The following is a 24,464-nucleotide window of genomic DNA, read 5'->3' as shown; positions in this document are numbered from 1 at the left end:
TCCGAGGCGGCGCCGGCGTCGTAGCTTGGTGCCATGGGACTCAACATTCAGATCGCCATCGATTGCCACCACCCGCACGACCTCGCCGACTGGTGGGCCGAAACGCTGGACTGGTCCGTGGAGCCGCAGGACGAGGGCTTCATCCGGTCCATGATCAGCCAGGGCTTCGCCACCGAAGACCAGACCATGACGCACAACGGCAGGCTCGTGTGGAAGGACGGTGCGGCGATCCGGCCCACTGAGGAAATCGACGCCAAGGCACCCGCCCGGCGTCTGCTGTTCCAGACCGTGCCGGAGCAGAAGACCATCAAGAACCGGGTGCATTGGGACGTCCGGCTGGATGGCCGGGACAAGGATGACGTCCGCGCCGAACTGGAAGCCCGCGGCGCCACCTTTCTCTGGACGGCCAGCCAGGGCCCGCACGAATGGCACACCATGGCGGACCCCGAGGGCAATGAGTTCTGCATCAGCTGAGCCGATTACTAGACTTGGACGGTGAGCAACGATTTCCCCGCCAAGGTTTCCGACGTCTTTGACCCCTCCCGCTGGCGCACCGTGTCCGGCTTCGACGACTTCCAGGACCTGACGTACCACCGGCAGGTGGAGCGGTCCGACGACGGTACCGTGACCCGGGACCTGCCCACCGTCCGCATCGCGTTCAACCGTCCGGAGGTCCGCAACGCCTTCCGCCCGGGGACCGTGGACGAGCTCTACCGCGCCATGGACCACGCCCGGATGACGCCGGACGTGGCCACCGTGCTGCTGACCGGCAACGGCCCCTCCCCCAAGGACGGCGGCCATTCGTTCTGCTCCGGCGGGGACCAGCGGATCCGCGGCCGGGACGGGTACCGCTACGCTGATGGCGAGACGCAGGAGACCATCGACCCCGCCCGTGCCGGCCGGCTCCACATTTTGGAGGTCCAGCGGCTCATGCGGACCATGCCCAAGGTGGTCATCGCCGTCGTCAACGGCTGGGCGGCCGGCGGCGGGCACTCCCTGCACGTGGTCTCCGACCTGACCATCGCCTCGCGCCAGTTCGGAAAGTTCAAGCAGACGGACGCCACTGTTGGCAGTTTCGACGCCGGCTACGGCTCAGCGCTGCTGGCCCGGCAGATCGGCCAGAAGGCCGCCCGGGAGATCTTCTTCCTCGCACGCGAATATTCCGCGGAGGACATGGTTCGGATGGGAGCCGTGAACGAGGCCGTGGACCACGAGCGCCTCGAGGAAGTGGCGCTGGAATACGCCGCGGACATTGCCCGGCAGTCCCCGCAGGCCGTCAGGATGCTCAAGTTCGCGTTCAACCTCGCCGACGACGGGCTGGCCGGCCAGCAGGTGTTCGCCGGCGAAGCGACCCGTTTGGCATATATGACCGACGAGGCCGTGGAGGGCAAGGAGGCCTTCCTGCAGAAACGCGACCCCGACTGGTCGAAGTTCCCGTACTACTTCTAAGCCCGCACTCGTCGGAAGGCACCCCATGCTCCCCAGGTCCGCACCCCTTACGTCCGCACAACGCAGGCGCACGCAGTGAATATCGAGCCGGCACTCAAGGCGTTGGCGGCCGCCCTCCACGGCGAGGGTTCGGCCGTCGAACTTTCCGCCGGCCCCGACGGCGATCCGGTGGTGACGCCGGTTCCGACTCCCGGGTTCGAAGATGCCGTCGTGGTGGTCCGCACGTCCGGGTCCACCGGGACGCCCAAGGCGACGGTCCTGACGGTGGACGCCCTGGCGGCGTCGTCGATGGCCACCGCCTTCGCGCTCAAGGGTGAGGGCCAATGGCTGCTGGCCCTGCCGCTGCAGTACGTGGCGGGTGTCCAGGTCCTGATCCGCTCGCTGTTCGCCGGCACCCGGCCCTGGGCGATGGACCTGTCCGGGGGCTTCACCGCCGATGCCTTCACCGCGGCCGCGCTGGAGCTGACGGACAAGATCCGCTTCACGTCGCTGGTGCCCGCGCAGCTGCAGCGCCTGCTCGCTGAACCGTCGGCGGACACACTCGCCGTGCTGCGCCGCTTCAACGGCATCCTGCTCGGCGGCGCCCCGGCCTCTGCCGAGCTCCTCGGGTCCGCGCGCGACGCCGGCCTACGGGTGGTTACTACCTACGGCGCGGCGGAAACCTGCGGCGGCTGCGTGTACGACGGCTATCCGCTCGAGGGCGTGGCCCTGCGGCTCGCCGACGACGGCCGGATCCACCTGGGCGGTTCCACGCTCGCCGCCGGCTACCTGGGGGCACCGCGGCAGACCGCCGAGGCCTTCGTCGAAGAGGATGGCAGCCGCTGGTACCGGACCAACGACCTCGGCACCCTCGACGCCGACGGCCGGCTCACCGTGCTGGGCCGCGCCGACGACGTCATCATCACCGGCGGCGTCAAAGTCTCCGCCGCGCACGTGCAGGCTGAGCTGGAAAAGTCCGACGGCGTGACCGCAGCTTTCGTGGCCGGTGTCGAGTCCGCGAAATGGGGCCAGGCCGTGGCCGCCTATGTGGCAGTGGCCGGGACCGCTTCCGGACCCGACGGCGCTGCACGGGACGGGGCCGCGTGGGCCGAGGAATGGCACCGGACGCTGGGGCTGCTGGCCCCCAAGACCGTCCTTCCGGCCGGTGAGCTGATCATGCTGCCTAACGGCAAGCCGGACCGCCTGGCCATGATTGAACGGCTCAACGCGCTCCATCAGGGAAAATAGAGTAGTCCTGCCGCGCTGCTGCGGCGCGTGCCCAGCGCACGCCAAGGTTTTTGAACGTATCACCGACCCAACACGAGGTACTTACCGTGGCAACAGCCGCTCAATGGATCCAAGGCGCCCGGCTCCGCACCCTGCCGGCCGCGATCGCCCCTGTCCTGATCGGCTCGGCAGCGGCCTACGAGATGGGTTCCTTCCTCCCGCTCAATGCGGTCCTGGCAGCCCTCGTGGCGCTGCTGCTGCAGGTCGGCGTCAACTACGCCAACGACTACTCGGACGGGATCCGCGGGACGGACGAGAACCGGGTCGGGCCGCTGCGGCTGGTCGGTTCCGGTGCAGCCCGCCCCGCACACGTGAAGTATGCCGCGTTCGGTGCCTTCGGCCTGGCCATGCTCGTGGGGCTGGTCCTGGTCCTCATCACCCAGACGTGGTGGCTGCTGCTGGTGGGCGTGGGCTGCGTGATGGCGGCCTGGGGTTACACCGGTGGAAAGAACCCGTACGGCTACATGGGCCTGGGAGACGTTTTCGTGTTCGTGTTCTTCGGGCTGGTGGCCACGCTCGGCACCACGTATACCCAAGCGGGGCAGATCGGCCTGCCTGCCGTGATCGGCGCCATCGGTACCGGCCTGATCGCGTGCGCCCTGCTGATGGCCAACAACGTCCGGGACATCCCGTCGGACATTCAGGCCGGAAAGAAAACCCTGGCGGTGCGGCTGGGCGACAAGCACGCCCGCGAGAGCTACGTGCTGATGCTGGCGGTGGCCATTCTGCTCGTGGTGATTTTGGCCCCCACGCGGCCGTGGATGCTGATCGTGCTGCTGCTGATCCCGGCCTGTCTGATGCCGGCCTGGCTCATGATCAACGGACGGAAGCGCAAGAGCCTCATCCCGGTGCTAAAGCAGACGGGCCTGATCAACCTAGGCTATGCCGTGCTGTTCTCGCTGGGGCTGGTGCTGAGCACCGGGCTGTAAGCCTAAGCTTCCCCGCCGCGGGGTTCGCGCTTCTTGACGTCGTTGCGGATGGTGATGTCCGGGTTCGTGTCGACGAGGTGGTCCTCGGCCTCGGCATCATCGATCTCCCCGGCGGTGCGGATGGGCTTGGCGCGGCCGGAGAAGCGGGCATGCAGTGACGCCGTCGCGGCATCACGCTGCTTCTGGAAGAAGAGGTAGCTGATGGCGAAGGAAATCAGCCCCGCACAGATGACGGCCAGGAACCACCCCAGCTGCAGGAAGACGAACAGCACAAACAGGGGCAGGAAGATCGCAAACCGGATCAGGGAGTATTTCAGAAAAGCCACTATCCAAGTTTAGCCGTCCTGCCTGAACGTATCCTGCGACATCTGCGGCTCCCGTTCGGCGTTTTGCTGGCGCATGACTGTGGGCATACTGTAATCTCCGCCGGGGCGCGCGACGGCTAGACTGATTGCATGCCTCGTGTTGTACTCGCAGTCGCCATTCTCGCCATCTACGTCTACGGACTGGTGGACGTTATCCGGACCGACAAGCGTTCCACCCGCGGCTTTTCCAAAACAACGTGGCTCATCATGGTGATCCTCCTGCCGCTCATCGGCGCCGCACTGTGGTTCCTGATCGGCCGCCCCCGCGCCACGGTTGTGGCCCAGCCCGTTTACCCGCAGCACCCTACGGCCCCCGACGACGACCCCGACTTCCTGCGCAACCTCGAGCAGCGCCGCCGCCAGGCCGAGGCGGAGCGCCTCCGCAAGCTGCGGGACGACGCGGCACGGAAGAACCAGGCCGACGGCGGCACCCGCCGCACGGGCACAACGGGCACAGGCAACACGGGCGCAGCACCGGGCACCAACAGCGGCAGTTCAAATGCCAGCGGCCCGGCCGCGGGTGAGCCTGGTCCACGCAAGCCGGGAGCCTCAGGCGAGGCCAACGCCGAAGGCAACCCCGAGGCAAAGTAGCCTTCACGGCCATCCGATTTACCCGCCACCCCGCGCCGATTTACCAAAAACGGCGCAGCAGGACTATGCCTACACGGCGGAGCGGTCACCCGCCCACTATTCCTCCACACCGGCCCTGAACTGTGGATAACGGCATGCAGACCCACTTCGGGCAGCAGAATGCTCGTATGCCGCGCCCACGCTCTCTTCCTCCCGCCCTGCAGGGACAGCCGTTCACCATCCGCCAGGCCAGGGCTGCCGGCCTAACGCGCAGGCGTGCCCGAGCTCTCGATCTGGCCAGCCCCTGCCACGAAAAAGGCCGCCCAGCAAGCAAGCTGAACGGCCCTTTTGGGTAAATCGGCAGGCGCCCGAGTGAAGCCCCCGGAACCCCTACAGCCCCGAGTACGAGTGCAGGCCGTTGAAGAACTGGTTAACGATGGTGAAGTTGAAGACCACGCACAGGTAGCCCACGATCGACAGCCAGGCCGCGCGGGTTCCCGTCCAGCCGCGCGTGGCGCGGGCGTGCAGGTAGCCGGCGTAGACCACCCAGATGACGAAGGTCCACACTTCCTTGGTGTCCCAGCCCCAGAACCGGCCCCAGGCCTTCTCCGCCCAGATCGCACCGAACATGAGGGTGAAGGTCCAGCCGATGAAGGCGATCGCGTTGATCCGGTAGGACAGGTTCTCCAGGCTCAGCGCGGACGGCACCAGGCGCATGAACCCCAGCTTGTCCGCACCGCCGGCCGCAATGGTCTTCTGCCGGTGCGACTGCACCAGCTGCAGCGCGGACATGGCGAACGTCAGCGTGAACAGCGCCGAGGACAGGACCGCGATGGAGACGTGGATGATCAGCCAGTAGCTCTGCAGCGCGGGCACCAGGTGGCCGACGGGCGTCCAGAACGCCACGGACGCGGCCACCAGCATGATGATCACCAGGCCCACCACGAACGTGCCGAGGAAGCGCAGGTCGCGGCGGACCAGCGCAACGAGGAACACAGCCGCCACCAGGAACGCGCCGGTGGTGAGGAACTCGTACATGTTGCCCCACGGCACACGGCCGGCGCCCACCGCGCGGGTCAGCACGGCGGCGGCGTGGATCGCCGCGCCCAGTACGGTCAGTGCCACGGCGACGCGTGCCGGTGCACGGCGTTCGCCGTAGCGCATGCTGTCGTCCGCGGTCTGGCCGGCGGCGCCGTCCGCGGTGCCGGAGGAGTACGACGACGGCCGCTCTGCACGGTCTGCCGGTCCGGCCAGGCGGTCGTCACCGCTGCCCGCGGTCCGCGGCGAGGCGGACCCCACCGATGCGCCGGCGCCCACCGGAACCTTGGCGGACGTACCCGCGGACGTGTCTGCGGCTGCGGCCTTGAGGTCAATCGACTTCAGGGCCTTGCTGCTCCTGGCCAGGTCCCACGCGAACGCGATGAAGGCGATGGTGTAGGTGCCGGCGGCAAGCAGCATGAAGAGCTCGCTGTACTGGCCCATGGTCTCGTTGATGGGAAACATTACTGGTCCTTCTTCGGCTCGGGCGAGCCTGCTGGTGAGGAGTTGGAAGGTGCTGTTTCGGGGTTGTCGGCGTCGAGCTCCCACTTGCGGAGCAGGAGGCCGCGCAGCGTGGCCGCCTCGCCGGCCAGGCGGTGGTCCTCGCCGCGGGCCAGGAGGCCGTACTCCACCATGGTCCGGCCGTCTTCGTGGGTGCCTGTGCGGACCCAGACGCGGCGCCGGTTCACGTACAGCGAGACGATCAGCCCGGCCACCGCCAGCAGCGCGAAGATCAGTGCGGAGAGCTGCCCGGGGTTGTGGTGGATGTCCACACCCACGTACTTCTTCACGCCGTCGAACGTGATGGAGCCCTTGCCCTCGGGCAGCGTGTAGGTGTTGCCCGGCGCGAGCGTGATGCCGCCCGCTTTGAGGTTCCGGCTGTTGAGTTCCTTGAGGTTCTTCACGTCGAGCTCAAAGACATTCTGCGGAGTGCCCTTGTCCAGGCCGAGATCGCCGTAGAAGGAGTTCAGGCTCAGCTGCGGGTTGATGAGGTCAGGGTCGCCGCTGAAGGAGATGCCCTTGTCGGTTACCAGCGCCGTGGGCAGGAAGAAGCCGACGAACCCCAGCTGGTCGGGCTTCGCGTCGGGCACCTTGATCACGACGGAGGAGTAGTAGTTCTGCCCCTGCAGTTTGGCCACCACAGGACCCTGCATGGCAATGTTGCCTTTCCCGTCGCGGACCGTGACCACCGGGGCGTAGCCGTTGCCCGTCAGGTAGATGCTGGTGCCGCCGAGGTTGACGGGGTCGTTGACCTTGAGGACTTCCTTCTTGGCCGGCGCCCCGGGGTTTTCCCTGGTGGTGACGTCCGCCGTGAAGTCGATGGGCTGGCCGTACTTGCCCTGGGATTCACGGTCGAAGGTGGCCTGGAACTTGTCCAGCTGGATCGAGTAGGGCTGCAGCTGGCTGCTCTGGAAGTTGGTGCCGGGGTTGAACTGGTCGTAGCCCACGAGGGTGTTCACGAACGTGTCGCCCTCCACCAGGATCCGCTGGCCGCTGTACCCGAACAGGCCGCCGATGGCCACGGACACCAGCACGCCGATCAGCGACGTGTGGAAGACAAGGTTTCCCACTTCCTTCAGGAAGCCGCGTTCGGCACCCAAAGACGGCCGCGCGCCGTCGTCGTGCCTTACCTCAACGCGGTACCCGCGTTTCTTCAGCAGCGCCGCAGCGTCCTCAATAGCGTCCGACGCCGAGATGCCGGCGTCCGCGGGCACCACCAGGGTGCCGTATTCGGGCAGGCGGGACAGCCGCTTCGGGGTGCGCGGCGGCTGCGAACGCATGGCCTTGTAGTGGGCGATGGCGCGGGGCACCACGCAGCCGATCAGGGAGATGAACAGAAGGATGTAGATGGCCGAGAACCAGGCCGAGGAGTAGACGTCGTACAACTGCAGCGAATCCAGCAGCTTGCCGTAATCCGGGTGGTCCTTGATGTACTGCGTGACCACGGAAGGGTTGGCCGGCCGCTGCGGGAACAGCGATCCGGGCACCGCGGCCACCGCCAGGAGCAGCAGGAGGAACAGTGCCGTGCGCATGCTGGTCAGCTGGGTCCAGGCCCAGCGGAGCATGCCCACGAAGCCCAGGGACGGGAGTGCGGCCCCGGACTTGGCGGCTTTCATGGCGTCGTTGGCTTTCCGGGCCTCGGGCGCAGCGGCGTCATGCTGGGCGGACCCGGGCTGCGGGGCGTCCTCGGCCGGGGTTTTCTCGGTTGACTTCACACGCTCGCTCATCAGATCGGCAACTTCACGTCGGTTTGGAACCAGTACTGCAATTCGGTGACCCAGGTTCCCCACAGACCCGTGGCCATCAGGATGCCCAGGGCAATCAGGACTCCGCCGCCGGTGCGCTGGATGGCCAGCCGGTGTTTGCGGAAGAAGGACATCACTCCCGCGCCGCGCCGAACTGCCAGGGCGATCAGCAGGAACGGGATGCCCAGCCCCAGGCTGTAGACGAAGGCCAGGAACGCGCCCTTCGCTGCGGACGAGCCGCCTGAGAGGCTCAGGAGCTGGACGGCGGAGTAGGTGGGGCCGATGCAGGGCGCCCAGCCAAGGCCGAACGTGATGCCCAGCAGCGGCGCGCCCCAGAGGCCCGCCGGCGGTTTCGCGTGGATCTTGGCGTCCCGCTGGAACCAGGAGAACCCGCCCATGAACACCACGCCCATCAGGATCACCAGGACACCCAGGACCTGTGTGATCCAGGCGTTCTGGCCGCCCGAAATCAGCGACCCGAGCTGCCCGAACGCGCCGCCGAGCAGCACGAAGATCACGGAGAAGCCGAGCACAAACAGGCCAATGCCCGCCAGCATGCGGCCGCGCTTCTGCTTCTGCAGGTCCACGCCCGTGAGCCCCGTGACGTAGCCCAGGTATCCGGGCACCAGCGGGAGCACGCAGGGCGAGAGGAAGGATACGAGTCCGGCCAGCAGCGCCACCGGGATGGCGAGCAGCAGCGAACCGTTCAGGATGGCTTCGGCGAAGGGGCTGTTCACGGGAGGTTACTCTGCCACGGCAGACTGAATGAGAGCTTTGAGTGTGCCCTTCTCGATTTCACCCAGCACACGCGATGCAACCCGGCCCTGCTTGTCCATGACGAGCGTCGTGGGGACGGCGCCCGGGGGCACCAGGCCGGAGACGGCCAGCAGTACGCTGCCGTCCTTGTCGTCGAAGCTCTGGTACGTGAGGCCGAAGGTCTTGTCGAAGGCGTCAGCCGTGGCCTTCTCATCGCGCAGGTTCACACCGAAGAACTGCACGCCCTTGGTCTTGAACTCCTGGTGCAGTGCTTCGAGGGACGGCGCCTCCACCCGGCAGGGTGCGCAGGCGGCGAACCAGAAGTTCAGCACGGTGACCTTGCCCAGGAAGTCCTTGGGCGTCACGGCGGTCCCGTCAAACAGGGTGCCCTGGATCTGGATGGCGGACTTGCGCTCAGCCGCGGCGAATTCGGTGACCGAACCGTCGCCGGCCACGTAGTTTTTGTTGTCCCCGGCCTTGGCCTGCTTGGCCAGGGCGTCCTCCTGGGCACAGGCGGACAGGCCCAGCGTGATCGCCGTAAGGGCCAGGCCGCCGGCGGCAAGGACGCTGCGGCGGGAACTCTTGGGTGTTTCAGTCATGACTTAGGCTCCGGGGGTGCTCGAGGCACCGGGAAGAAGGGCGGCGGCGGGCTCGCTGTACTCCACGCGCAGCAGGGTGCCGTCGTCGCCGAAAACCAGGGAGGTGAGGGAGGTCAGGGTGCACTCGCGTTTCCGCGGATCGTGCCACAGCGGCTTGCCCTCGGCACTGAGCCGGGTGGCCCAGATGGGCAGCTGGTGGCAGACCAGGACGGCCTCGGCGCCGTCGCCGCCCAGTTCGATGGCCTTCGCGCGGGCTTCCTGGACGGCCTCGGTCACGCGGGCTGCCTGCTGCTTGTAGGGCTCGCCCCAGGAGGGTCGGAACGGATTGATCAGGTGCGGCCAGTGCTTGGGTTTGCGCAGCTCGGCCTTGGTGACCTTCAGCCCTTCGAAGTGGTTTTCCGCCTCGATGATGCGGCTGTCGGTGTGGATGTCCAGGCCCAGCGCTTCCGCGGTGGGCTGCGCGGTTTCCTGGGCACGGGTGAGCGGCGACGCCACCAGGTAGACGATCTTGGCGCCCTGGGCTGCGCGGTCGCGGAAGTGCTCGGCGAGCGTCTGCGCCATCTGCCGGCCAAGTTCGGAGAGGTGGAATTCAGGCAGCCTGCCGTACAGGACACCTTCGGGGTTGTGGACCTCGCCGTGGCGGAGCAAATGGACAGTGGCTTGGGGCATGTCTACCAGTTTCTCAAAGGGCAGGGGTAATGACGAAATCTTCTACATCAAGTAGAACTCAAAAATTTTTTGAAAAGTTCCCGGCCGGTGGAATAAAAGATGCAAATGCATGTTTATACTGGATGCAGCAGTTAGTTGAGACTTCAACAAAAGCTTCAACGATCCCGAATTGACCTACTGATACAAGGAGAACCACCATGGCACTTTCCACCGAGCTCACCCGCGGCACCTGGACCCTCGACAACTCCCACAGCGAAATCGCGTTCACCGTCCGCCACGCCGGCATCAGCAAGGTCCGCGGCCAGTTCAAGGAGGCCGCCGCCACTCTGGACCTCGCCGACGACGTGACGGCCACCAAGGTCGAGGCCACTATCCAGACCGCCAGCTTCGACTCCGGCGACGCCAACCGCGACGGCCACGTCCGCGGCGAGGACTTCTTCGATGTGGAGAAGTTCCCTGAGATCTCCTTCGTCTCCAACGGCCTCGTGGCCAGCGGCGACAGCTACGAGCTCAAGGGCGACCTGACCATCAAGGGTGTCACCCGCCCCGTCTCGCTCGAGACCGAGTTCAACGGCGTGGCAGTTGACCCCTTCGGCAACACCCGCGCCGGTGTTTCCGCCGAGACCACCATCAGCCGCAAGGACTTCGGCCTCACCTGGAACGCCGTGCTGGAAGCCGGCGGCGTGCTGGTCAGCGACAAGGTGGCCATCAACCTGGAACTGGCCTTCATCGCACCTGCAGCCTAGGTTTCACGGCTGGTTTCCCAGCCACCGTTGCTCACACCGAAACGCCCCGTCAGCGGACTCTCCGCGGACGGGGCGTTTCGGCGTTTCCGGCTTCTGGAATTGGCAAAATCCCGGGTTTAAGGTGATTGCCATGAGCACCCCCAGCGATGAACCGGAGCCGCGCGATCCCGGGGACGTGCCGTCCGGCAGCGAACGTCCGACGCCGGGACAGCCCTCCCGGGGGCAGGAACCGGGACAGCCGTTCCCGGCCCACCCGCCCGCCGGTGGTTCCCGGTTCGCCTTCGGAATGCCGGCAGACCGGCCCCGGAACTTCAGCGAGGCCCTGCCGCGTGGCGGCTTCTCCGGCATCTTCGACGTAACGGGCCTGCCGACGGAGCTCAAGGTGTCCTACTGGATCTGGGTGGTCGGCGGCCTCTTGGGGCTGCTGGGCGGCGTGATCGGCCTTTTTGGGGTGCTGGTCCTACTCGCGATCATTCCCGGCGTGGCCATCCTGGTGTTCCTGCTCGTTCTGGTGGCTCTGGCCCTGGCCGCCGCAGAGATTGTGCTGGCCATGAAGCTGAAGGAGGGCAAGGAATGGGCACGGCTGGCCCTGAGCATTGCAGCCGGGGTGTCGCTGCTGCTGGCCATCGCCAGCTCGGGTTTCCGCCCAGGCCAGGACGGGAACTGGCTGGGCTTCCTGCTCAGTCTCGTGGCCACGGTACTGATGCGGGTGCCCAGCTCGCAGAACTGGCTCGCTGCGGCACGTGGCCGCCCCTGACCACGGGGTCCGGTAACTCTGATTTCTTAGCCGGGCAGTTCCCTGCTGGCAGCGTTTCCGCAGGTTGGCCCGGCTTTGGAATACCTCTCCGGAATGATCCACCGCACACCCGCTGAGGGGTACGGTGGGAAGTGAACCATGCTGGGGAGGGCAGGCGTCTGAACCGGTAGCCGATCCAGACGTCACTACGCAAAGGACCGCTCATGAGCAATCCTCCAGTCCCGCATTCCAATGACCCCGGCCCCGACGAGCCGGACAACGGTTCCCAGCCGAGCAATGGGCAGCCCCAGTATGGACAGAACGCCCCCCAGTACGGGCAGAACGCACCCCAGTACGGCCAGGGCGCACCCCAGTACGGGCAGGGCGAACAGGGCACCCCGCAGTACGGCCAGGGCGCACCCCAGTATGGCCAGAACCCACCGCAGTACGGACAGCCCCCGTACGGTCAGAACGCACCCCAGTATGGGCAGGCACAGTCCGGGCAGCCGCAGTATGGTCAATCCCAGCCCGGCCATCCGCCCTACGGCCAGAGCCCGTATGGCCAATCGCCCTACGGGCAGTACCCGTCCGAACAGGTCCAGGCAACAACGGGCGGCGGCGTTCCGAAGCTCGTGAACTATTCCTTCTGGATGATCATCGCCGCAGGCGTCCTGTCCATCCTGGCCGTCCTGATCGCCATTCCCACGCTCGACGACCCGGCCATGCGGAGCACGTTCGAGGAGCAGCTGCGCGGCAGCGGCCAGAACATCGCGTTCGAGGACGTGAAGGGCTTCATCATCGGAACCATGGTGGTCTTTGCGCTGATCGGCGCCGGCCTCTACGCGCTGGTGGCCTTCAACGTCCGGAAGGGCAAGAACTGGGCCCGCATCCTGGGCACCGTCTTCGCAGCGCTTTCCGTGTTCAGCCTCTTCCCGCTGGGCCTGAACACCCTGGTGGGCCTGCTCGGCATCGCCGCGATCGTGATGCTGTACCTGCCGGGATCGGCGCAGTACTTCCAGAAGCCGCAGCCGTTCGCCAACCCGTACTCGCAGCCGGGCCCGTACGGCCGCTAGCAGGAAGTCCTAAACCGCCAGCGGGCGTGGATTCCCGGAAACGCCGGAGTTATTCCGGCTGACCGGGGGTCTGCGCCCGTTGCGCGTGGTACGCGAGGATCTGCAGCTCGGTGGCCATGTCCACCTTCCTCAGCGTGACGCCGTCGGGCACCTGGAGCATCACCGGAGCAAAACTGAGGATGCTGCGCACTCCGGCGCTCACCACCCGGTCACAGACGCTTTGGGCCACGGCGGCCGGCAGCGCCAGAACCACCATGTTGGTGCCGGTCCGCTCCAGGACCGTCTCCAGGTCCGCAACGTCGCTGACCCGCAGCCACCCCACCTCGTTGCCCACCACCATCTGGTCGGCGTCGAAGATGGCCACCACGTCAAAGCCCCTGGATTCGAAGCCCCCGTAGCGGGCCAGCGCCTTGCCCAGGTTGCCGGCGCCGACAATTGCGACTTTCCAGTCGTGCGTCAGCCCCAGCGCGGCGGCGATGTGGCGGCTCAGGTACTGCACCTCGTAGCCCACCCCGCGCGTGCCATACGAGCCCACGTGGGACAGGTCCTTGCGGAGGGTTGAGGAGCTGACCCCGGAAAGTTCAGCCAGTGATTCGGAGGAGACCCGCTCGGTGCCTTCGGCCAGCAGGGAGTTCAGGGCGCGCAGGTAGATCGTCAGCCGGGCCACGGCCGCGGGCGGGATCTGCTTGCCGGCAGCCCCGGTGGGTCCGGGCAGGGCCTGGGGTGGTGAATCGAGCGAAGTCACTATCTGCTCCGTTGTGTCGCGGTGTGAGTCCACTCTAGATCCCCATCAGTTATGCCAACAAAGCCAATGCCGTTGTTCGAAATCGCCTAGGCCCCCGCGATGGCACGGCGAAGCACGCGCTCCAGGCGTGCCTCGTCGATCTTCCAGAAGTCGCGCTGGATGCCGTCCACCAGCACGACCGGGATCTCCTCGGCATAGCGGTCGCAGCAGCTCGTCGTCGGCGTCCAGCTGCCGCTCCGACCACGAAAGTCCCAGCCCGGCAGTAACCCGCGCGACGGCGTCGCGCGCCGCGGCGCAGAGGTGACAGTCAGCTTTGGTGAGGAGAACGACGTCGGGGTTTGCCATGCTTCAACCGTATCGCCGTTCCCGGCGCCGGGCGACGCGGCGGCCGTCAGGTGAGGCGTACTGCATTGACTAGACTCAGTGGCATGCCCGAGGAGAAGTACGTCGCTGTGGCCCACCGTCCGGTTGCAAAACAGCAACACGGCGAGGCAGCCTTCTTCGACGTCGACAACACTCTCATGCGCGGCGCGAGCCTGTTCCATGTGGCCAGGAAAATGCACCAGCGCGGAGCCTTCACGATTGGGCAGGCGGCGGGCATGGCGTGGAAGCAGCTCAAGTTCGTGCTCCGGGGCGAGAACCTCAACGACGTCCACGCCGTCCGGGATTCGGCGCTGAGGCTCGCGGCCGGCATCACGGAGGAGGACATCAAGGCGCTGGGCGAAGAGGTCTACGACGAGATGATCGCCTCGCGGATCTGGCCCGGCGCGAAAGCCCTGGCCGAGCAGCACCTGCGCGTGGGCCGGAAGGTCTGGCTCGTCACGGCGACGCCGATCGAGGTGGCCACGGTGATTTCCACGCGGCTGGGGCTCACCGGCGCCCTCGGCACGGTGGGCGAGACCAGGGACGGTTTCTACACCGGCAGGCTCGTCGGGGACATCCTGCACGGCGCCGCCAAGGCCGTGGCGGTCCAGGGCATCGCGGACCAGCACGGGCTGGACCTGAAGCGCTGCTGGGCGTACAGCGACTCCTACAACGACATCCCCCTGCTGACGATGGTGGGCCACCCGGTGGCGATCAACCCGGACGCCCGCCTGCGCAAGCACGCCCGCGAACACAACTGGCCGGTCTACGACTTCCGCTCAGGACGGCGGGCCGCCACTCTGGGCCTCAAGGCAGCCACGGCGGGCGGCGCAGTCTACGGCCTCTGGCGGGGCTACACCCGTTTCCGCGGCCCCCGCGCCTGACGCGCTGCTTTCCCCGCGGGCGGTTTTCCTGTCGAGGACGCAAAAATGCCCGCACCCTCGAAAGGGAACGGGCATTGAAGCGTAGAGCGGACTCTACTTCTTATTGCGGCGCTGGTGGCGGGTCTTACGAAGCAACTTGCGGTGCTTCTTCTTGGCCATACGCTTGCGACGCTTCTTAATAACTGAACCCACGAAAGTTCCTTACAAACTAGATGCAGTACCTGTCTGATGGAGAAGGTCCGTGGACTGAGCAACAGACTGACAACTGACAGATTCTTACAATGACGTAAAACGTTCCTTAACAGGGTACCGCTTATCCGGGGCGTCCCCTGACCAGCACAGCCCCGTGGCGTGCAACGGCCCCCAAGGCGGCTGCAGCAACCACGGGATCGGTGCGGTCAATGTTGTCCCGTTATGCGGTGCCCGTATGACCGTCAACGACAGCACCCTTGAGGTACTGTTCGACGGCGGTCTCCGGGACGCGGTAGGAGCGGCCGAACCTGACGGCGGGCATCTCCCCCGAATGGACAAGGCGGTATACGGTCATTTTGGAGACACGCATTACCTCAGCCACCTCGGCCACGGTCAAGAACTTGGCGTTCGAGAAGTTCGACTCTGCGGACATTACCCATATTCCTTTGCTCTCAGCAACGACGCCGGTCTTTCTGCGGTGCGCCGATGCTGAGCCATCGAACAACCGTGTTCTAGTTACTCTAGATGCTCACGTGGCCATTGTGAAAGCCCGCCGCTTCCGGGAGGATGCGGCCAACTGCTCGAGGACCGACGCCGTCACATCCCACTCCATGCAGGCATCTGTGACGCTCTGTCCGTAGACCAGCTCGGAGCGGCCGGCGGCGTGTTCGGCCACGTCGAGGTTCTGCGCGCCGCCCACCAGGAAGCTCTCCAGCATGACGCCGGCGATCGCTCCGGCGGCCGTTCCCGCGTCCTCGAGCTGGGCGCCGATTTCCAGCGCCACCTCGGCCTGGCGGTGGTGGCTCTTGCCGCTGTTGGCGTGGCTGGCGTCCACGATCAGACGCGGGTTGAGGTTCTTGGCGGCGAGCTTGGCGGAGGCCGCCTCGACGTCGGCGGCGGAGTAGTTGGGGCCCTTGCGGCCGCCGCGCAGGATTACGTGGGTGTCGGGGTTGCCTGCAGTGGACACCAGCGCGGCCCGGCCGTCGCTGTCGATCCCGAGGAAAGCCTGGGCTGCTGCCGCGGCGCCGCAGGCGTCGACCGCCACCTGGAGGTCGCCGTCGGTCCCGTTCTTGAAGCCGATGGGCATGGAGAGGCCGGAGGCAAGCTGGCGGTGAATCTGGCTTTCGGTGGTCCGCGCCCCAATGGCTCCCCAGGAAATGAGGTCCGCCATGTACTGCGGACTGATGGGCTCAAGGAATTCCGTGGCGGTGGGGAGCCCCAGGGCGGTGACCTGCTGCAGGAAGCTACGGGCCGCACGCAGGCCGCCGGCGATGTCGTGGCTGCCGTCCAGGTGCGGATCGTTGATGAGGCCCTTCCAGCCCACGGTGGTCCGCGGCTTTTCGAAGTAGGCCCGCAGCACGATGAGCAGGTCTTCCTTGTGCTTCTCGGCCTGGCTGACCAGCCGGCGGGCGTACTCCAGGCCTGCCTTGGGGTCATGGATGGAGCACGGTCCCACGATCACCAGCAGGCGGTCGTCCACGCCGTCCATGATGGCCCGGACTTCGTCCCGGCCGCGTTCGACGACGTCGGCCGCCTTGGCGTCCAGCGGCAGTTCCGCCATCATCTCCTGCGGCGTGGGAAGGGCGGTGATCTCGCTGACCCGCAGGTCCGACGTGGACTGGCGTTTCGACGCCGGCTGCTGGGTTTCGGTGGCTGTTGCGCTCATGTTCGGGGTCCTGTTCCGGGTGGGAGCGGGCCCCTGATCAGAACCCGCCGTGGAAATGGCGAAGGGCAGAGAATGATCTCTGCCCTGTTGGCTCTGAAGGAAAGTTGGATGCGTGTCAGTTAGACGCGGGCCCCTCCAGAGCCAACGAAAAATACGCATACCAACGGTTAGTCATGGGAACGACCATAAACCCGCGCCGGCGGATCGCCAAATCGGCAGCGTCACAGTCGGCCCGCGCGGCACCGCAGCCCCGCGGAAGCGCGAACGTACAGTTGTGGCCCCCGGAAAGCGTTTCCCAAGGGCCACAAGTGTACGTTCGCGCTGGTCGGGGCGGCCTAGGCTATGGGCTGCTCCACCGGCTGCTTGGCCGGCCCGCCGTAGCGTTCCTGCTCAATCTGTTCCAGGCTCTTGCCCCGGGTGTCCGGCGCCCAGACGATCCCAATGACCATTGCGGCCACCAGCGCCCCGATCATGATGGCGCCGACAAAGGGCACGCCGTGCTCGGCCAGCAGCGTCGGAAACCAATAGCTCAGCAGGCCGACGACGATGCGGGCCACGAAGAAGAGCACACCCTGCGCGCTGGCCCGGTAGCGCGTGGCGAACATTTCGGCTGCCCACAGGGCGTAGAAGGCCTGGGCGCCGATGCCGGCCGAGATGCCCCAGAGTGCCGCGAAGAGAATCAGCACCGGCATGGTCACATGGACAAAGACCAGCAGGACCCAGGCGGCAAGTCCCAGCACGGCGCCGATACCGTAGAGCAGGCGGCGGTCAACGCGGTCGCCGTACTTCATGAAGCCGAAGTAGGTGGCAACCACGGTCAGCGTCCACAGCAGCACCTGCAGCAGGTTCTGCTCAGCGGACGATTCGACCCCGGAGGACTCGTAGACCCGCGGCATGAAGATGCCCATCTGCCCGGCAACGAGGTTCCACAGCGCGTAAACGCCCACGAGGAAAAGGATGGCTTTGAGGTTGGTGGCGCTGGTCAGCAACTCGCGGTAGTTGCGCCGCTTGACGCCGGATGCTTCCTCCAGCAGGCGCGCTTCGTTCGACTTCTTCCAGGTGTGGGACTCGGACAGCCGGCGGCGGATCCACCAGGTGACGAAGGCGATGACGAACAGATGCGCGAAGACCAGGCGGCTTCCCAGCAGCCCCAGCGGAACGACCACGGTGGCAAGGAGGAAGACCAGCGCCGGAGCGAGTGACCACGCAAACTGCGCGGTGCCCACATGCCGGGCCCGCTGTTCGGAGGGTGCCTCCTCCGCGATGTAGGTCCAGGCGACGGGCACGCCGGCTCCGACGGCAATCCCCGTAAGGATCACGCCCACGACGAGCATCCACGGAGCCACGGCAAAGATCACCAGGGCCGTGCCGATCATGTACAGGATGAGGTCGTAGGTGTAGATGAACTTGCGGCCGTAGCGGTCCCCCAGCGGCCCGCCGATCATCGCACCGACCGCGGCGCCGAACGCGTTGGCGCTGAGGGCGGCGATGAGGCCGACGACGAGGTTGCTGAAGCCGAAATACTCCTGCCACAGCGTCAGGCTCGTTGCCAGGGCGATGATGGATCCGGCTTCGATGTAGTTGGACATGGACACAGCGACAGTGGCCTTCCAGCCGCCGATCTGCGGGGTGTTGGTCATACTGATTCCTTCTCTGGCGACGCCGTCGGCGCCGGGCAGGCCGGTAGCCGCCCTGCTTTGATACGTTTCAAGAACTCCGGAGCGCCGTCACTTCGACGGGGCCTTCACGGTGAGGGGTTCGTAGCGGCTCAGATGCGTTCCGGCACCGACGATCCTCCGGAGTTCCGCCAGGCCGCCTGTGGCCACGCCGGCTGCCCGTGCCTGGACAAGCACGTTGCCGAGGGCTGTCGCCTCGACCGGGCCGGCGATGACGCTTTTGCCGGTGGCCTGCGCGGTGAGCTGGCACAGCAGCGCGTTCTGCGAGCCGCCGCCGACGATGTGCACCACGTCGGCGGAAACACCGGCGAGTCGTTCGGCGTCGGCGATGGTGCGCGCATAGCCGGCGGCGAGACTGTCCAGGATGCAGCGGACAATCGCTGCCGGATCGTCGGGAAGGACGGTTCCGGTGTTCCGCACTGCTGCGCGGATGCGGTCCGGCATGTTGTCCGGGGCGATGAAGGCGGGATCGTCCGGGTTGATCAGGGGCCCGCCGGGCGGAAGCGCCGCGGCCGCGTCGAGGAGTTCGCCGATCGCCGGACGGTAGCCGCCTTCGGCCCAGGTGCGCTGGCATTCGCTGAGCAGCCAGAGGCCGCCGACGTTGCGCAGGTACCGGGTAGTGCAGTCCACGCCGCGCTCGTTGGTGAAGTTCGCCGCGCGGCTGGCTTCGGTGAGCACCGGGTGGTGCAGTTCCAGCCCCACGAGGGACCAGGTGCCGGAGGAAATGTAGGCGAAGTTCTCCTGCTCCGCGGGAACGGCGGCGACGGCGGACGCAGTGTCGTGCGAGCCTACGGCCACCACCTTGGTGTCCTGGGGCAGCCCGGTCCGCTCGGCGATTCCGGGCAGCAGGGTGCCCAGGGTTTCGCCGGGCTGGATCAGGCGCGGGAACAGATCCCTGGGAAGACCCAGGGGGCCGAACAGCTCACTGGCCCACTCCCCCGCGACTGCGTCGAACAGTCCCGTGGTGGAGGCGTTGGTGGCCTCGGTCCGGCGGACCCCGGTGAGGAGGAACGCGATCAGGTCCGGGATCAGCAGGGCCTGCAGCCCGTCCAGGTCCTTTTCGGTGGCGAGCTGGTAGAGCGTGTTGAACTGCAGGAACTGCAGCCCGGTGGTGGCGTAGAGCCGTGCCGGGTCCAGCTTCCCGTGCACCAGTGCGACGGCGGCGCGGCTGCGTTCGTCCCGGTAGCTGTAAGGCTGCGCGGTGAGCTCGCCTGCTTTGTTGACCAGGCCGTAGTCCACCGCCCAGGTGTCGATGCCTATGCTGGTGATCGTTTCCCCCCGCTCGGCTGCCTCTTTGCCGGCGGCAGCGAGGCCGGTGAGCACCTCGGCGAAGAGGGCGTCGAAGTCCCAGCGGAGGCCGCCGTCGGACTGCACCACGGCGTTGGGGAACCGGTGCACGACGTCGAGCCGTACGGCACCCTCAGCGACCCGTCCCAGAATGACCCGGCCCGAGGAGGCGCCGATGTCGACGGCGGCGAACAGGCCGCCGTCGACATTGCGGGTGGATGCGGTGCTCACCGGAGGAAGGCTGCCGCGACGCCGGCGTCGACGGGGATGTGGAGGCCGGTGGTGTGCGAGAGTTCGTTGCTGGTGAGCACGGCCGCGGCGTTGGCGACGTGTTCGGGCAGGACCTCGCGTTTGAGCAGGGTGCGCTGGGCGTAGTACTCGCCCAGTTTTTCCTCGTCCACGCCGTAGACCGCGGCGCGCTTGGCGCCCCAGCCGCCGGCGAAGATCCCGGAGCCGCGGACCACGCCGTCGGGGTTGATGCCGTTGACGCGGATCCCGTACTCGCCCAGTTCCGCCGCGAGGAGCCGGACCTGGTGGGCCTGGTCGGCCTTGGTGGCGGAGTAGGCGATGTTGTTCGGGCCGGCGAACACGGAGTTCTTCGAGGAGATGTAGATGATGTCCCCGCCCAGGCCCTGGCCGATCATGACCTTCGCGGCGGCCTTGGCCACCAGGAAGGATCCCTTGGCCATGACGTTGTGCTGGAGGTCCCAGTCCTTCTCGGTGGTTTCCAGCAACGGCTTGGAGATCGACAGGCCGGCGTTGTTGACCACCAGGTCCACCCCGCCGAAGGCCAGCACCGCCTCATCGATCGCGGCGGCGACCTGGGCCTCGTTGGTGACGTCGGCCTGGACGCCGACGGCCACGTCCGGGCCGCCGAGCTCGGCCGCGACGGCCCGGGCGTTGTCCAGGTTCAGGTCCGCGATCACCACGCAGGCGCCCTCGGCGGCGAGGCGGGTGGCGATGGCCTTGCCAATGCCGGACGCGGCACCGGTGACCAGCGCGATGCGGGTCGCGTGGGACTTGGGCTCGGGCATCCGGGCGAGCTTGGCTTCCTCCAGGGCCCAGTACTCGATCCGGAACTTCTCGGCCTCATCGATCGGAGCGTAGGTGGAGATCGCCTCGGCGCCGCGCATCACGTTGATCGCGTTCAGGTAGAACTCCCCGGCGACCCGGGCGGTCTGCTTGTTGGCACCGTAGGAGAACATGCCCACCCCGGGAACCAGCACGATCGCCGGATCCGCCCCGCGCAGGGCCGGTGAGTCCGCGTCGGCGTGGCGGTCGTAGTAGGCCTGGTAGTCCTGCCGGTAGGCGGTGTGGAGTTCCTTCAGCCGGTTGACGGAGTCCTCGATCGAGGCGTCCGCGGGCAGGTCCAGGATGAGCGGCTTGACCTTGGTGCGCAGGAAGTGGTCCGGGCAGGAGGTGCCCAGCCCGCCCAGGCGCGGGTGCTCGCCACCTTCCAGGAACTCCAGCACGGCCGGGTCGTCGCTGAAGTGGCCCACCACCGGCTTGTCCGCCGAGGCCAGGCCGCGGATCACCGGCGCCAGCGCGGCGGCCTTCGCACGCCTTTCCGTCTCAGGCAGCGGCGCGTAGCCCGGCAGCTTGGGGCCGAAGGGTTCGGCCTTGCCGTTCCGGGCGATATACTGCTCGGCCTGGTCAATGATCCACAGCGAGTTGGCTTCTGCTTCCTCGCTGGTGGCGCCCCAGGCAGTGATGCCGTGCCCGCCCAGGATGGTGCCGACGGCCTGCGGGTTGGCGTCCTTAATCGCGGCGATGTCCAGGCCCAGCTGGAACCCCGGCCGGCGCCACGGCACCCAGACCACCCTGTCACCGAAGATCTTCGCGGTCAGCGCCTCACCATCAGCCGCGGTCGCGACCGCGATCCCCGAATCCGGGTGCAGGTGGTCCACGTGCGCGGCGTCCACAAGCCCGTGCATCGCCGTATCGATCGAGGGGGCAGCCCCGCCCTTGCCGTGCAGACAGTAATCGAACGCGGCGACCATCTCGTCCTCGCGCTCCACGCCCGGATAAACGTTCTTCAGCCCCTGCAGCCGGTCCAGACGCAACACCGCAAGATTCTGCGCCTGCAGCGTGCCCAGGTCACCGCCCGAGCCCTTCACCCACAGCAGCCGGACGTCCTCTCCCGTAACCGGATCCTTCTCAAAACCCTTCGCCGACGTGTTGCCGCCGGCGAAGTTCGTATTCCGCTTGTCCGCACCCAGACGGTTGGAACGGGCGATCAGGTCTTCAACCGTATTATTGCCTGCGGTGTTGTTGGTTGCTGTGTTCTGCATGTTCATTCCCTTTACGCGCCCCATCCGGATTGCCGGCCGCCCACGCGGTCCTCGTTGATTTTCTTCTGGTAGCCGCTGGCCTTGAAGGCGGCCAGCGGGTCCGCAGGCAGCCCGCGGGATTCACGCCACTCGGCCAGGACCGGCCGGACATCGGTGTAGAAGGCGTCGTTGAACACGGCATTTGCGGCCAGGACATCCCCGGCGCCCTGCGCCTCGGCCAGTGCGGCGGTGTCGATGAGCAGCGCGCGGGCAGTCATCTCCTGCACGTTCAGGACCGAGCGGATCTGACCCGGGATCTTCTCCTCCAGGTTGTGGCACTGGTCCAGCATGAGCGCCACGCCTGCATTGTCTCCTGCGGACTTGCCGAAGCCGCCGCCGCGGATCACCTCGTGCATGATGCGGAACAGCTGGAATGGGTCCGCGGCGCCCACGATCAGGTCATCGTCGGCGTAGAAGCGCGAGTTGAAGTCGAACGAGCCCAGCTTGCCCAGGCGCAGCAGCTGCATGACGATGAACTCGATATTGGTGCCGGGCGCGTGGTGGCCGGTGTCCAGGCAGACAAAGGCCTTCTCCCCCAGCGCCAGGGTCTGTGCGTACGAGGTGCCCCAGTCCGGAACGTCCGTGTGGTAGAAAGCCGGCTCGAAGAACTTGTACTCCAGCACCAGGCGGTGGTCCTGGCCCAGCCGGGCGTAGATCTCCTGCAGGGACTCCGCCAGCCGGTCCTGGCGGCCGCGCATGTCGTCCTGGCCCGGGTAGTTCGTGCCGTCCGCGAGCCAGACCTTCAGGTCACGTGAGCCGGTGGCGTGCATGATGTCGATGCACTCGAAGTGGTGGTCGATCGCGCGGCGCCGGACAGCGTTGTCCGAGGACGTCAGCGAGCCGAACTTGTACTCATCATCCTGGAAGGTGTTCGAGTTGATCGTGCCCAGCCCCACACCGAGGCCGGCCGCGTACTCCTTCAGGGCCGCGTAGTCATCCACCTTGTCCCACGGGATGTGCAGCGCCACGCTGGGCGCCAGGCCGGTGAGCTCATGGACCTTGGCGGCATCCGCCAGTTTCTCCTGCACGGTGCGCGGGGTACCGGGGGTGCCGAACACCTTGAACCTGGTGCCCGAGTTGCCGTAAGCCCATGACGGAACCTCAATCGCAAGCTCCGAAAGCCGGCTCAGCGCCGATGCTGTGTTGTTCATGATCTTTCTTTCGTCAGTGTTTGGCAGTGAAAGTTGTTTGGAAGATTCAGTGCTCGGAAGATTCAGTGCTCGGCGGCTGTGCCGCCGCCAAGGGCCGCGGCCAGCTGCTCCTCGAGGTTGAACACCTCATCGAGGACCCGGAAGCCCTCGTCGGGCGGAACATCGCTGTCCCGGAAGAGCGTGGCCATTTCCGCCTGCCAGCGGGCGTTGACATCCGTGACGGCCATCCGGGCCCGCACGGCGTCAAAGTCGTCACATTCCAGGTAGCCGACCAGGAGCCCGTCGTTGTCCAGGAACAGCGAGTAGTTGTTCCAGCCCGCTTCCTTGAGCGCGGCCAGCATTTCCGGCCACACGGCAGCGTGCCGTTGACGGTACTCCGCCAGCAGCTCCGGCTGGACGGAGGATCGGAAGCAAACCCTCATGTTGTACTCCTGTGGACGTTGCGGTTGCGGCGGAAGAAGCGGAAACCAATTCCTTCGGCTCTGAACTTGCTGCATCTTTGAATCGTTTCATTGTTACGATTCAAAGTACGCTGGGTTCAAGAAGGGTGTCAAGCGTTTTCACCCGGACGGGCAAATCGATCTTCGGAGGACCACCAGAATGTCGCGGGCAGCCAGCATCAAGGACGTCGCCAACCACGCGCAGGTTGCGGTGGGTACTGTCTCCAACGTCCTCAACAATCCCGACCGCGTCTCCAAGCGCACCAAGGACAGGGTGCTGCAGGCCATCGACGAGCTTGGCTTCGTCCGCAACGACGCCGCCCGGCAGCTACGGGCAGGGCACAGCCGGACCATCGGCGTCGTGGTCCTGGACGTCGGCAACCCGTTCTTCACCTCGCTGGTCCGGGCCGCAGAGGACGCCGCGGCAGTAAACGGCAGCGCCGTGCTGTTGGGCGACAGCGGCCACGACGCTAACCGCGAATCGCACTACATCGACCTGTTCCAGGAACAGCGGGTCCAGGGCCTGCTGATCTCCCCGGTGGGGGACGTGGCCGACAGGCTGGATGCGCTGCGGCAGCGCGGCGTTCCCACGGTCCTGGTGGACCGGCTGGCCGACGAGGACCGCTTCAGCTCCGTCTCGGTGGATGACGACGCCGGCGGCTACCTTGCCGCCCGGCACCTCCTCGATCTCGGGCGCCGGAAACTGGCCTTCGTGGGCGGCCCACTGTCCATCCGCCAGGTCTCAGACCGCCTGCTCGGAGCCCGCCGCGCCGTGGACGAGGTTGACGGCGCAACGCTGGAGGTGCTCGATTCCGACGGCCAGACCGTGCTCGCCGGACGCGGCGTGGGCAACAGCCTCGTGGACCGCGGCGGCGAGGACATGCCGGACGGCATCTTCTGCGCCAACGACCTGCTGGCCCTCGGAGTCATGCAGTCCCTGACCATGATGAACGGCGTGCGCATTCCGGAGGACGTGGCCCTGATTGGCTACGACGACATCGATTTTGCCGCGTCTGCCGTCGTGCCGCTCTCCTCCATCCGCCAGCCCACCGACGCCATCGGCAGGACTGCCATTGAACTCCTGACAGAGGAACTGGACGCGCAGCACCCGCGGCACCGCGCAGTCGTGTTCACACCCGAGCTCGTGGTCCGGCAAAGCACCGCGGGCGCCGAGGCGCCGCACTGACAGCCCCGGCTAGAAGACCACCAGCAGGTCCGGTTCCATCATTTTTGAAACGTTACATGTCGCCCTCAATGGAGTACGCTAAGCAACAAACAGTTTTGGGAA

General features: G+C 66.6%; 25 protein-coding genes and 1 pseudogene. 10 read left to right on the top strand and 16 right to left on the bottom strand.

Features of this window, described 5'->3' with window-relative positions:
- Nucleotides 1-33: 33 nt before the first annotated feature.
- The 4 genes from ABIE00_RS03310 (at nt 34) to ABIE00_RS03295 (ending at nt 3,644) form a co-directional block, all read left to right on the top strand.
- Complete coding sequence (locus tag ABIE00_RS03310) at nt 34-474, top strand: VOC family protein (protein WP_354256677.1); 441 nt, start codon at nt 34-36, stop codon at nt 472-474.
- A 21-nt stretch (nt 475-495) separates the two neighbouring features.
- On the top strand, nt 496-1,449 hold the full coding sequence (locus ABIE00_RS03305; RefSeq protein WP_354256674.1) for a 1,4-dihydroxy-2-naphthoyl-CoA synthase: 954 nt from the start codon (nt 496-498) through the stop codon (nt 1,447-1,449).
- A gap of 75 nt (nt 1,450-1,524) precedes the next feature.
- Complete coding sequence (locus ABIE00_RS03300) at nt 1,525-2,676, top strand: AMP-binding protein (RefSeq protein WP_354256671.1); 1,152 nt, start codon at nt 1,525-1,527, stop codon at nt 2,674-2,676.
- 86 nt (nt 2,677-2,762) lie between these two features.
- A complete protein-coding gene (locus ABIE00_RS03295; RefSeq protein ID WP_354256668.1) occupies nt 2,763-3,644 on the top strand; it encodes a 1,4-dihydroxy-2-naphthoate polyprenyltransferase in 882 nt (293 codons plus the stop codon).
- 2 nt (nt 3,645-3,646) lie between these two features.
- On the opposite strand, the gene ABIE00_RS03290 is transcribed toward ABIE00_RS03295, so the two are convergent.
- Complete coding sequence (locus tag ABIE00_RS03290) at nt 3,647-3,970, bottom strand: DUF4229 domain-containing protein (RefSeq protein ID WP_354256665.1); 324 nt, start codon at nt 3,968-3,970, stop codon at nt 3,647-3,649.
- 129 nt (nt 3,971-4,099) lie between these two features.
- Between ABIE00_RS03290 and ABIE00_RS03285 the strand changes: the two genes are divergently transcribed.
- Nucleotides 4,100-4,600, top strand: a complete 501-nt coding sequence (locus tag ABIE00_RS03285; RefSeq protein WP_354256662.1) for a PLD nuclease N-terminal domain-containing protein — start codon at nt 4,100-4,102, stop codon at nt 4,598-4,600.
- A 369-nt stretch (nt 4,601-4,969) separates the two neighbouring features.
- On the opposite strand, the gene ccsB is transcribed toward ABIE00_RS03285, so the two are convergent.
- The 5 genes from ccsB to ABIE00_RS03260 all read right to left on the bottom strand — a co-directional run bounded on the left by ccsB (nt 4,970) and on the right by ABIE00_RS03260 (nt 9,887).
- Complete coding sequence (gene ccsB / locus ABIE00_RS03280; protein WP_354256660.1) at nt 4,970-6,082, bottom strand: c-type cytochrome biogenesis protein CcsB; 1,113 nt, start codon at nt 6,080-6,082, stop codon at nt 4,970-4,972.
- A complete protein-coding gene (gene resB / locus ABIE00_RS03275) occupies nt 6,082-7,734 on the bottom strand; it encodes a cytochrome c biogenesis protein ResB (RefSeq protein WP_502914268.1) in 1,653 nt (550 codons plus the stop codon). The genes ccsB and resB overlap by 1 nt, the downstream gene beginning before the upstream one ends.
- A 110-nt stretch (nt 7,735-7,844) precedes the next feature.
- A complete protein-coding gene (locus ABIE00_RS03270; RefSeq protein ID WP_003797737.1) occupies nt 7,845-8,600 on the bottom strand; it encodes a cytochrome c biogenesis CcdA family protein in 756 nt (251 codons plus the stop codon).
- 6 nt (nt 8,601-8,606) lie between these two features.
- On the bottom strand, nt 8,607-9,218 hold the full coding sequence (locus ABIE00_RS03265; protein WP_331572194.1) for a TlpA family protein disulfide reductase: 612 nt from the start codon (nt 9,216-9,218) through the stop codon (nt 8,607-8,609).
- Between the two features lie 3 nt (nt 9,219-9,221).
- The gene (locus ABIE00_RS03260; protein WP_354256653.1) at nt 9,222-9,887 is read right to left on the bottom strand and encodes a histidine phosphatase family protein; all 666 of its coding nucleotides are present in this window, start codon (nt 9,885-9,887) and stop codon (nt 9,222-9,224) included.
- Between the two features lie 197 nt (nt 9,888-10,084).
- Here ABIE00_RS03260 and ABIE00_RS03255 point away from each other — a divergent pair, with 197 nt between their 5' ends.
- The 3 genes from ABIE00_RS03255 (at nt 10,085) to ABIE00_RS03245 (ending at nt 12,442) form a co-directional block, all read left to right on the top strand.
- Nucleotides 10,085-10,633, top strand: coding sequence for a YceI family protein (locus ABIE00_RS03255; RefSeq protein WP_354256650.1), 549 nt, complete (start codon nt 10,085-10,087; stop codon nt 10,631-10,633).
- A 130-nt stretch (nt 10,634-10,763) separates the two neighbouring features.
- A complete protein-coding gene (locus ABIE00_RS03250) occupies nt 10,764-11,390 on the top strand; it encodes a hypothetical protein (RefSeq protein ID WP_354256647.1) in 627 nt (208 codons plus the stop codon).
- Nucleotides 11,391-11,593: 203 nt separating this feature from the next.
- Nucleotides 11,594-12,442 (top strand): MFS transporter, encoded by an 849-nt coding sequence (locus ABIE00_RS03245; protein ID WP_354256644.1) that lies wholly within the window; start codon nt 11,594-11,596, stop codon nt 12,440-12,442.
- 49 nt (nt 12,443-12,491) lie between these two features.
- Here ABIE00_RS03245 and ABIE00_RS03240 read toward each other — a convergent pair whose 3' ends face one another.
- Nucleotides 12,492-13,187 (bottom strand): redox-sensing transcriptional repressor Rex, encoded by a 696-nt coding sequence (locus ABIE00_RS03240; protein ID WP_354256641.1) that lies wholly within the window; start codon nt 13,185-13,187, stop codon nt 12,492-12,494.
- Nucleotides 13,188-13,273: 86 nt separating this feature from the next.
- A pseudogene (locus ABIE00_RS03235) lies at nt 13,274-13,532 on the bottom strand (glutaredoxin family protein).
- A gap of 83 nt (nt 13,533-13,615) precedes the next feature.
- Between ABIE00_RS03235 and ABIE00_RS03230 the strand changes: the two are divergent.
- Nucleotides 13,616-14,434, top strand: coding sequence for an HAD family hydrolase (locus ABIE00_RS03230; protein WP_354256638.1), 819 nt, complete (start codon nt 13,616-13,618; stop codon nt 14,432-14,434).
- A gap of 93 nt (nt 14,435-14,527) precedes the next feature.
- On the opposite strand, the gene ABIE00_RS03225 is transcribed toward ABIE00_RS03230, so the two are convergent.
- From ABIE00_RS03225 to ABIE00_RS03190, 8 genes are all read right to left on the bottom strand, one after another.
- Nucleotides 14,528-14,626, bottom strand: a complete 99-nt coding sequence (locus ABIE00_RS03225; protein ID WP_003792170.1) for a 30S ribosomal protein bS22 — start codon at nt 14,624-14,626, stop codon at nt 14,528-14,530.
- Between the two features lie 220 nt (nt 14,627-14,846).
- A complete protein-coding gene (locus ABIE00_RS03220) occupies nt 14,847-15,059 on the bottom strand; it encodes a helix-turn-helix domain-containing protein (protein WP_003797758.1) in 213 nt (70 codons plus the stop codon).
- A 96-nt stretch (nt 15,060-15,155) separates the two neighbouring features.
- The gene (locus ABIE00_RS03215; protein ID WP_354256635.1) at nt 15,156-16,292 is read right to left on the bottom strand and encodes a 3-deoxy-7-phosphoheptulonate synthase; all 1,137 of its coding nucleotides are present in this window, start codon (nt 16,290-16,292) and stop codon (nt 15,156-15,158) included.
- Between the two features lie 335 nt (nt 16,293-16,627).
- Nucleotides 16,628-17,932: an MFS transporter gene (locus ABIE00_RS03210; protein WP_354256632.1), complete on the bottom strand. Its 1,305-nt coding sequence runs from the start codon at nt 17,930-17,932 to the stop codon at nt 16,628-16,630.
- A gap of 87 nt (nt 17,933-18,019) precedes the next feature.
- Nucleotides 18,020-19,486 carry a rhamnulokinase gene (locus tag ABIE00_RS03205; protein ID WP_354256629.1) on the bottom strand — a complete coding sequence of 489 codons (1,467 nt, stop codon included), beginning with the start codon at nt 19,484-19,486 and terminating at the stop codon, nt 18,020-18,022.
- A complete protein-coding gene (locus ABIE00_RS03200; protein WP_354256626.1) occupies nt 19,483-21,552 on the bottom strand; it encodes a bifunctional aldolase/short-chain dehydrogenase in 2,070 nt (689 codons plus the stop codon). Before ABIE00_RS03200 ends, ABIE00_RS03205 begins: the two co-directional genes overlap by 4 nt.
- Before the next feature lie 5 nt (nt 21,553-21,557).
- Complete coding sequence (gene rhaI, locus ABIE00_RS03195; RefSeq protein ID WP_354256623.1) at nt 21,558-22,736, bottom strand: L-rhamnose isomerase; 1,179 nt, start codon at nt 22,734-22,736, stop codon at nt 21,558-21,560.
- A 62-nt stretch (nt 22,737-22,798) separates the two neighbouring features.
- Complete coding sequence (locus ABIE00_RS03190; RefSeq protein ID WP_354256620.1) at nt 22,799-23,158, bottom strand: L-rhamnose mutarotase; 360 nt, start codon at nt 23,156-23,158, stop codon at nt 22,799-22,801.
- A 178-nt stretch (nt 23,159-23,336) separates the two neighbouring features.
- Here ABIE00_RS03190 and ABIE00_RS03185 point away from each other — a divergent pair, with 178 nt between their 5' ends.
- Entirely contained in the window at nt 23,337-24,362 is a 1,026-nt protein-coding gene (locus tag ABIE00_RS03185; RefSeq protein WP_354256617.1) for a LacI family DNA-binding transcriptional regulator, read from the top strand.
- The last annotated feature ends 102 nt before the right edge of the window (nt 24,363-24,464 follow it).

It is taken from the genome of Arthrobacter sp. OAP107 (assembly GCF_040546765.1).
Lineage (GTDB): Bacteria > Actinomycetota > Actinomycetes > Actinomycetales > Micrococcaceae > Arthrobacter.
Note: the sequence above shows the minus strand (reverse complement) of the source record. Positions and strands in the feature narration are given on the sequence as shown.

What these genes read in the sequence shown, in the direction of transcription:
- ABIE00_RS03310 (WP_354256677.1), top strand. Translation starts at nt 34, where the DNA reads ATGGGACTCAACATTCAGATCGCCATCGATTGCCACCACCCGCACGAC.
- ABIE00_RS03285 (WP_354256662.1), top strand. Translation starts at nt 4,100, where the DNA reads ATGCCTCGTGTTGTACTCGCAGTCGCCATTCTCGCCATCTACGTCTAC.
- ccsB (WP_354256660.1), bottom strand. Translation starts at nt 6,082, where the DNA reads ATGTTTCCCATCAACGAGACCATGGGCCAGTACAGCGAGCTCTTCATG.
- resB (WP_502914268.1), bottom strand. Translation starts at nt 7,734, where the DNA reads ATGAAAGCCGCCAAGTCCGGGGCCGCACTCCCGTCCCTGGGCTTCGTG.
- ABIE00_RS03265 (WP_331572194.1), bottom strand. Translation starts at nt 9,218, where the DNA reads ATGACTGAAACACCCAAGAGTTCCCGCCGCAGCGTCCTTGCCGCCGGC.
- ABIE00_RS03260 (WP_354256653.1), bottom strand. Translation starts at nt 9,887, where the DNA reads ATGCCCCAAGCCACTGTCCATTTGCTCCGCCACGGCGAGGTCCACAAC.
- ABIE00_RS03255 (WP_354256650.1), top strand. Translation starts at nt 10,085, where the DNA reads ATGGCACTTTCCACCGAGCTCACCCGCGGCACCTGGACCCTCGACAAC.
- ABIE00_RS03250 (WP_354256647.1), top strand. Translation starts at nt 10,764, where the DNA reads ATGAGCACCCCCAGCGATGAACCGGAGCCGCGCGATCCCGGGGACGTG.
- ABIE00_RS03245 (WP_354256644.1), top strand. Translation starts at nt 11,594, where the DNA reads ATGAGCAATCCTCCAGTCCCGCATTCCAATGACCCCGGCCCCGACGAG.
- ABIE00_RS03230 (WP_354256638.1), top strand. Translation starts at nt 13,616, where the DNA reads ATGCCCGAGGAGAAGTACGTCGCTGTGGCCCACCGTCCGGTTGCAAAA.
- ABIE00_RS03220 (WP_003797758.1), bottom strand. Translation starts at nt 15,059, where the DNA reads ATGTCCGCAGAGTCGAACTTCTCGAACGCCAAGTTCTTGACCGTGGCC.
- ABIE00_RS03215 (WP_354256635.1), bottom strand. Translation starts at nt 16,292, where the DNA reads ATGAGCGCAACAGCCACCGAAACCCAGCAGCCGGCGTCGAAACGCCAG.
- ABIE00_RS03210 (WP_354256632.1), bottom strand. Translation starts at nt 17,932, where the DNA reads ATGACCAACACCCCGCAGATCGGCGGCTGGAAGGCCACTGTCGCTGTG.
- ABIE00_RS03200 (WP_354256626.1), bottom strand. Translation starts at nt 21,552, where the DNA reads ATGAACATGCAGAACACAGCAACCAACAACACCGCAGGCAATAATACG.
- rhaI (WP_354256623.1), bottom strand. Translation starts at nt 22,736, where the DNA reads ATGAACAACACAGCATCGGCGCTGAGCCGGCTTTCGGAGCTTGCGATT.
- ABIE00_RS03190 (WP_354256620.1), bottom strand. Translation starts at nt 23,158, where the DNA reads ATGAGGGTTTGCTTCCGATCCTCCGTCCAGCCGGAGCTGCTGGCGGAG.
- ABIE00_RS03185 (WP_354256617.1), top strand. Translation starts at nt 23,337, where the DNA reads ATGTCGCGGGCAGCCAGCATCAAGGACGTCGCCAACCACGCGCAGGTT.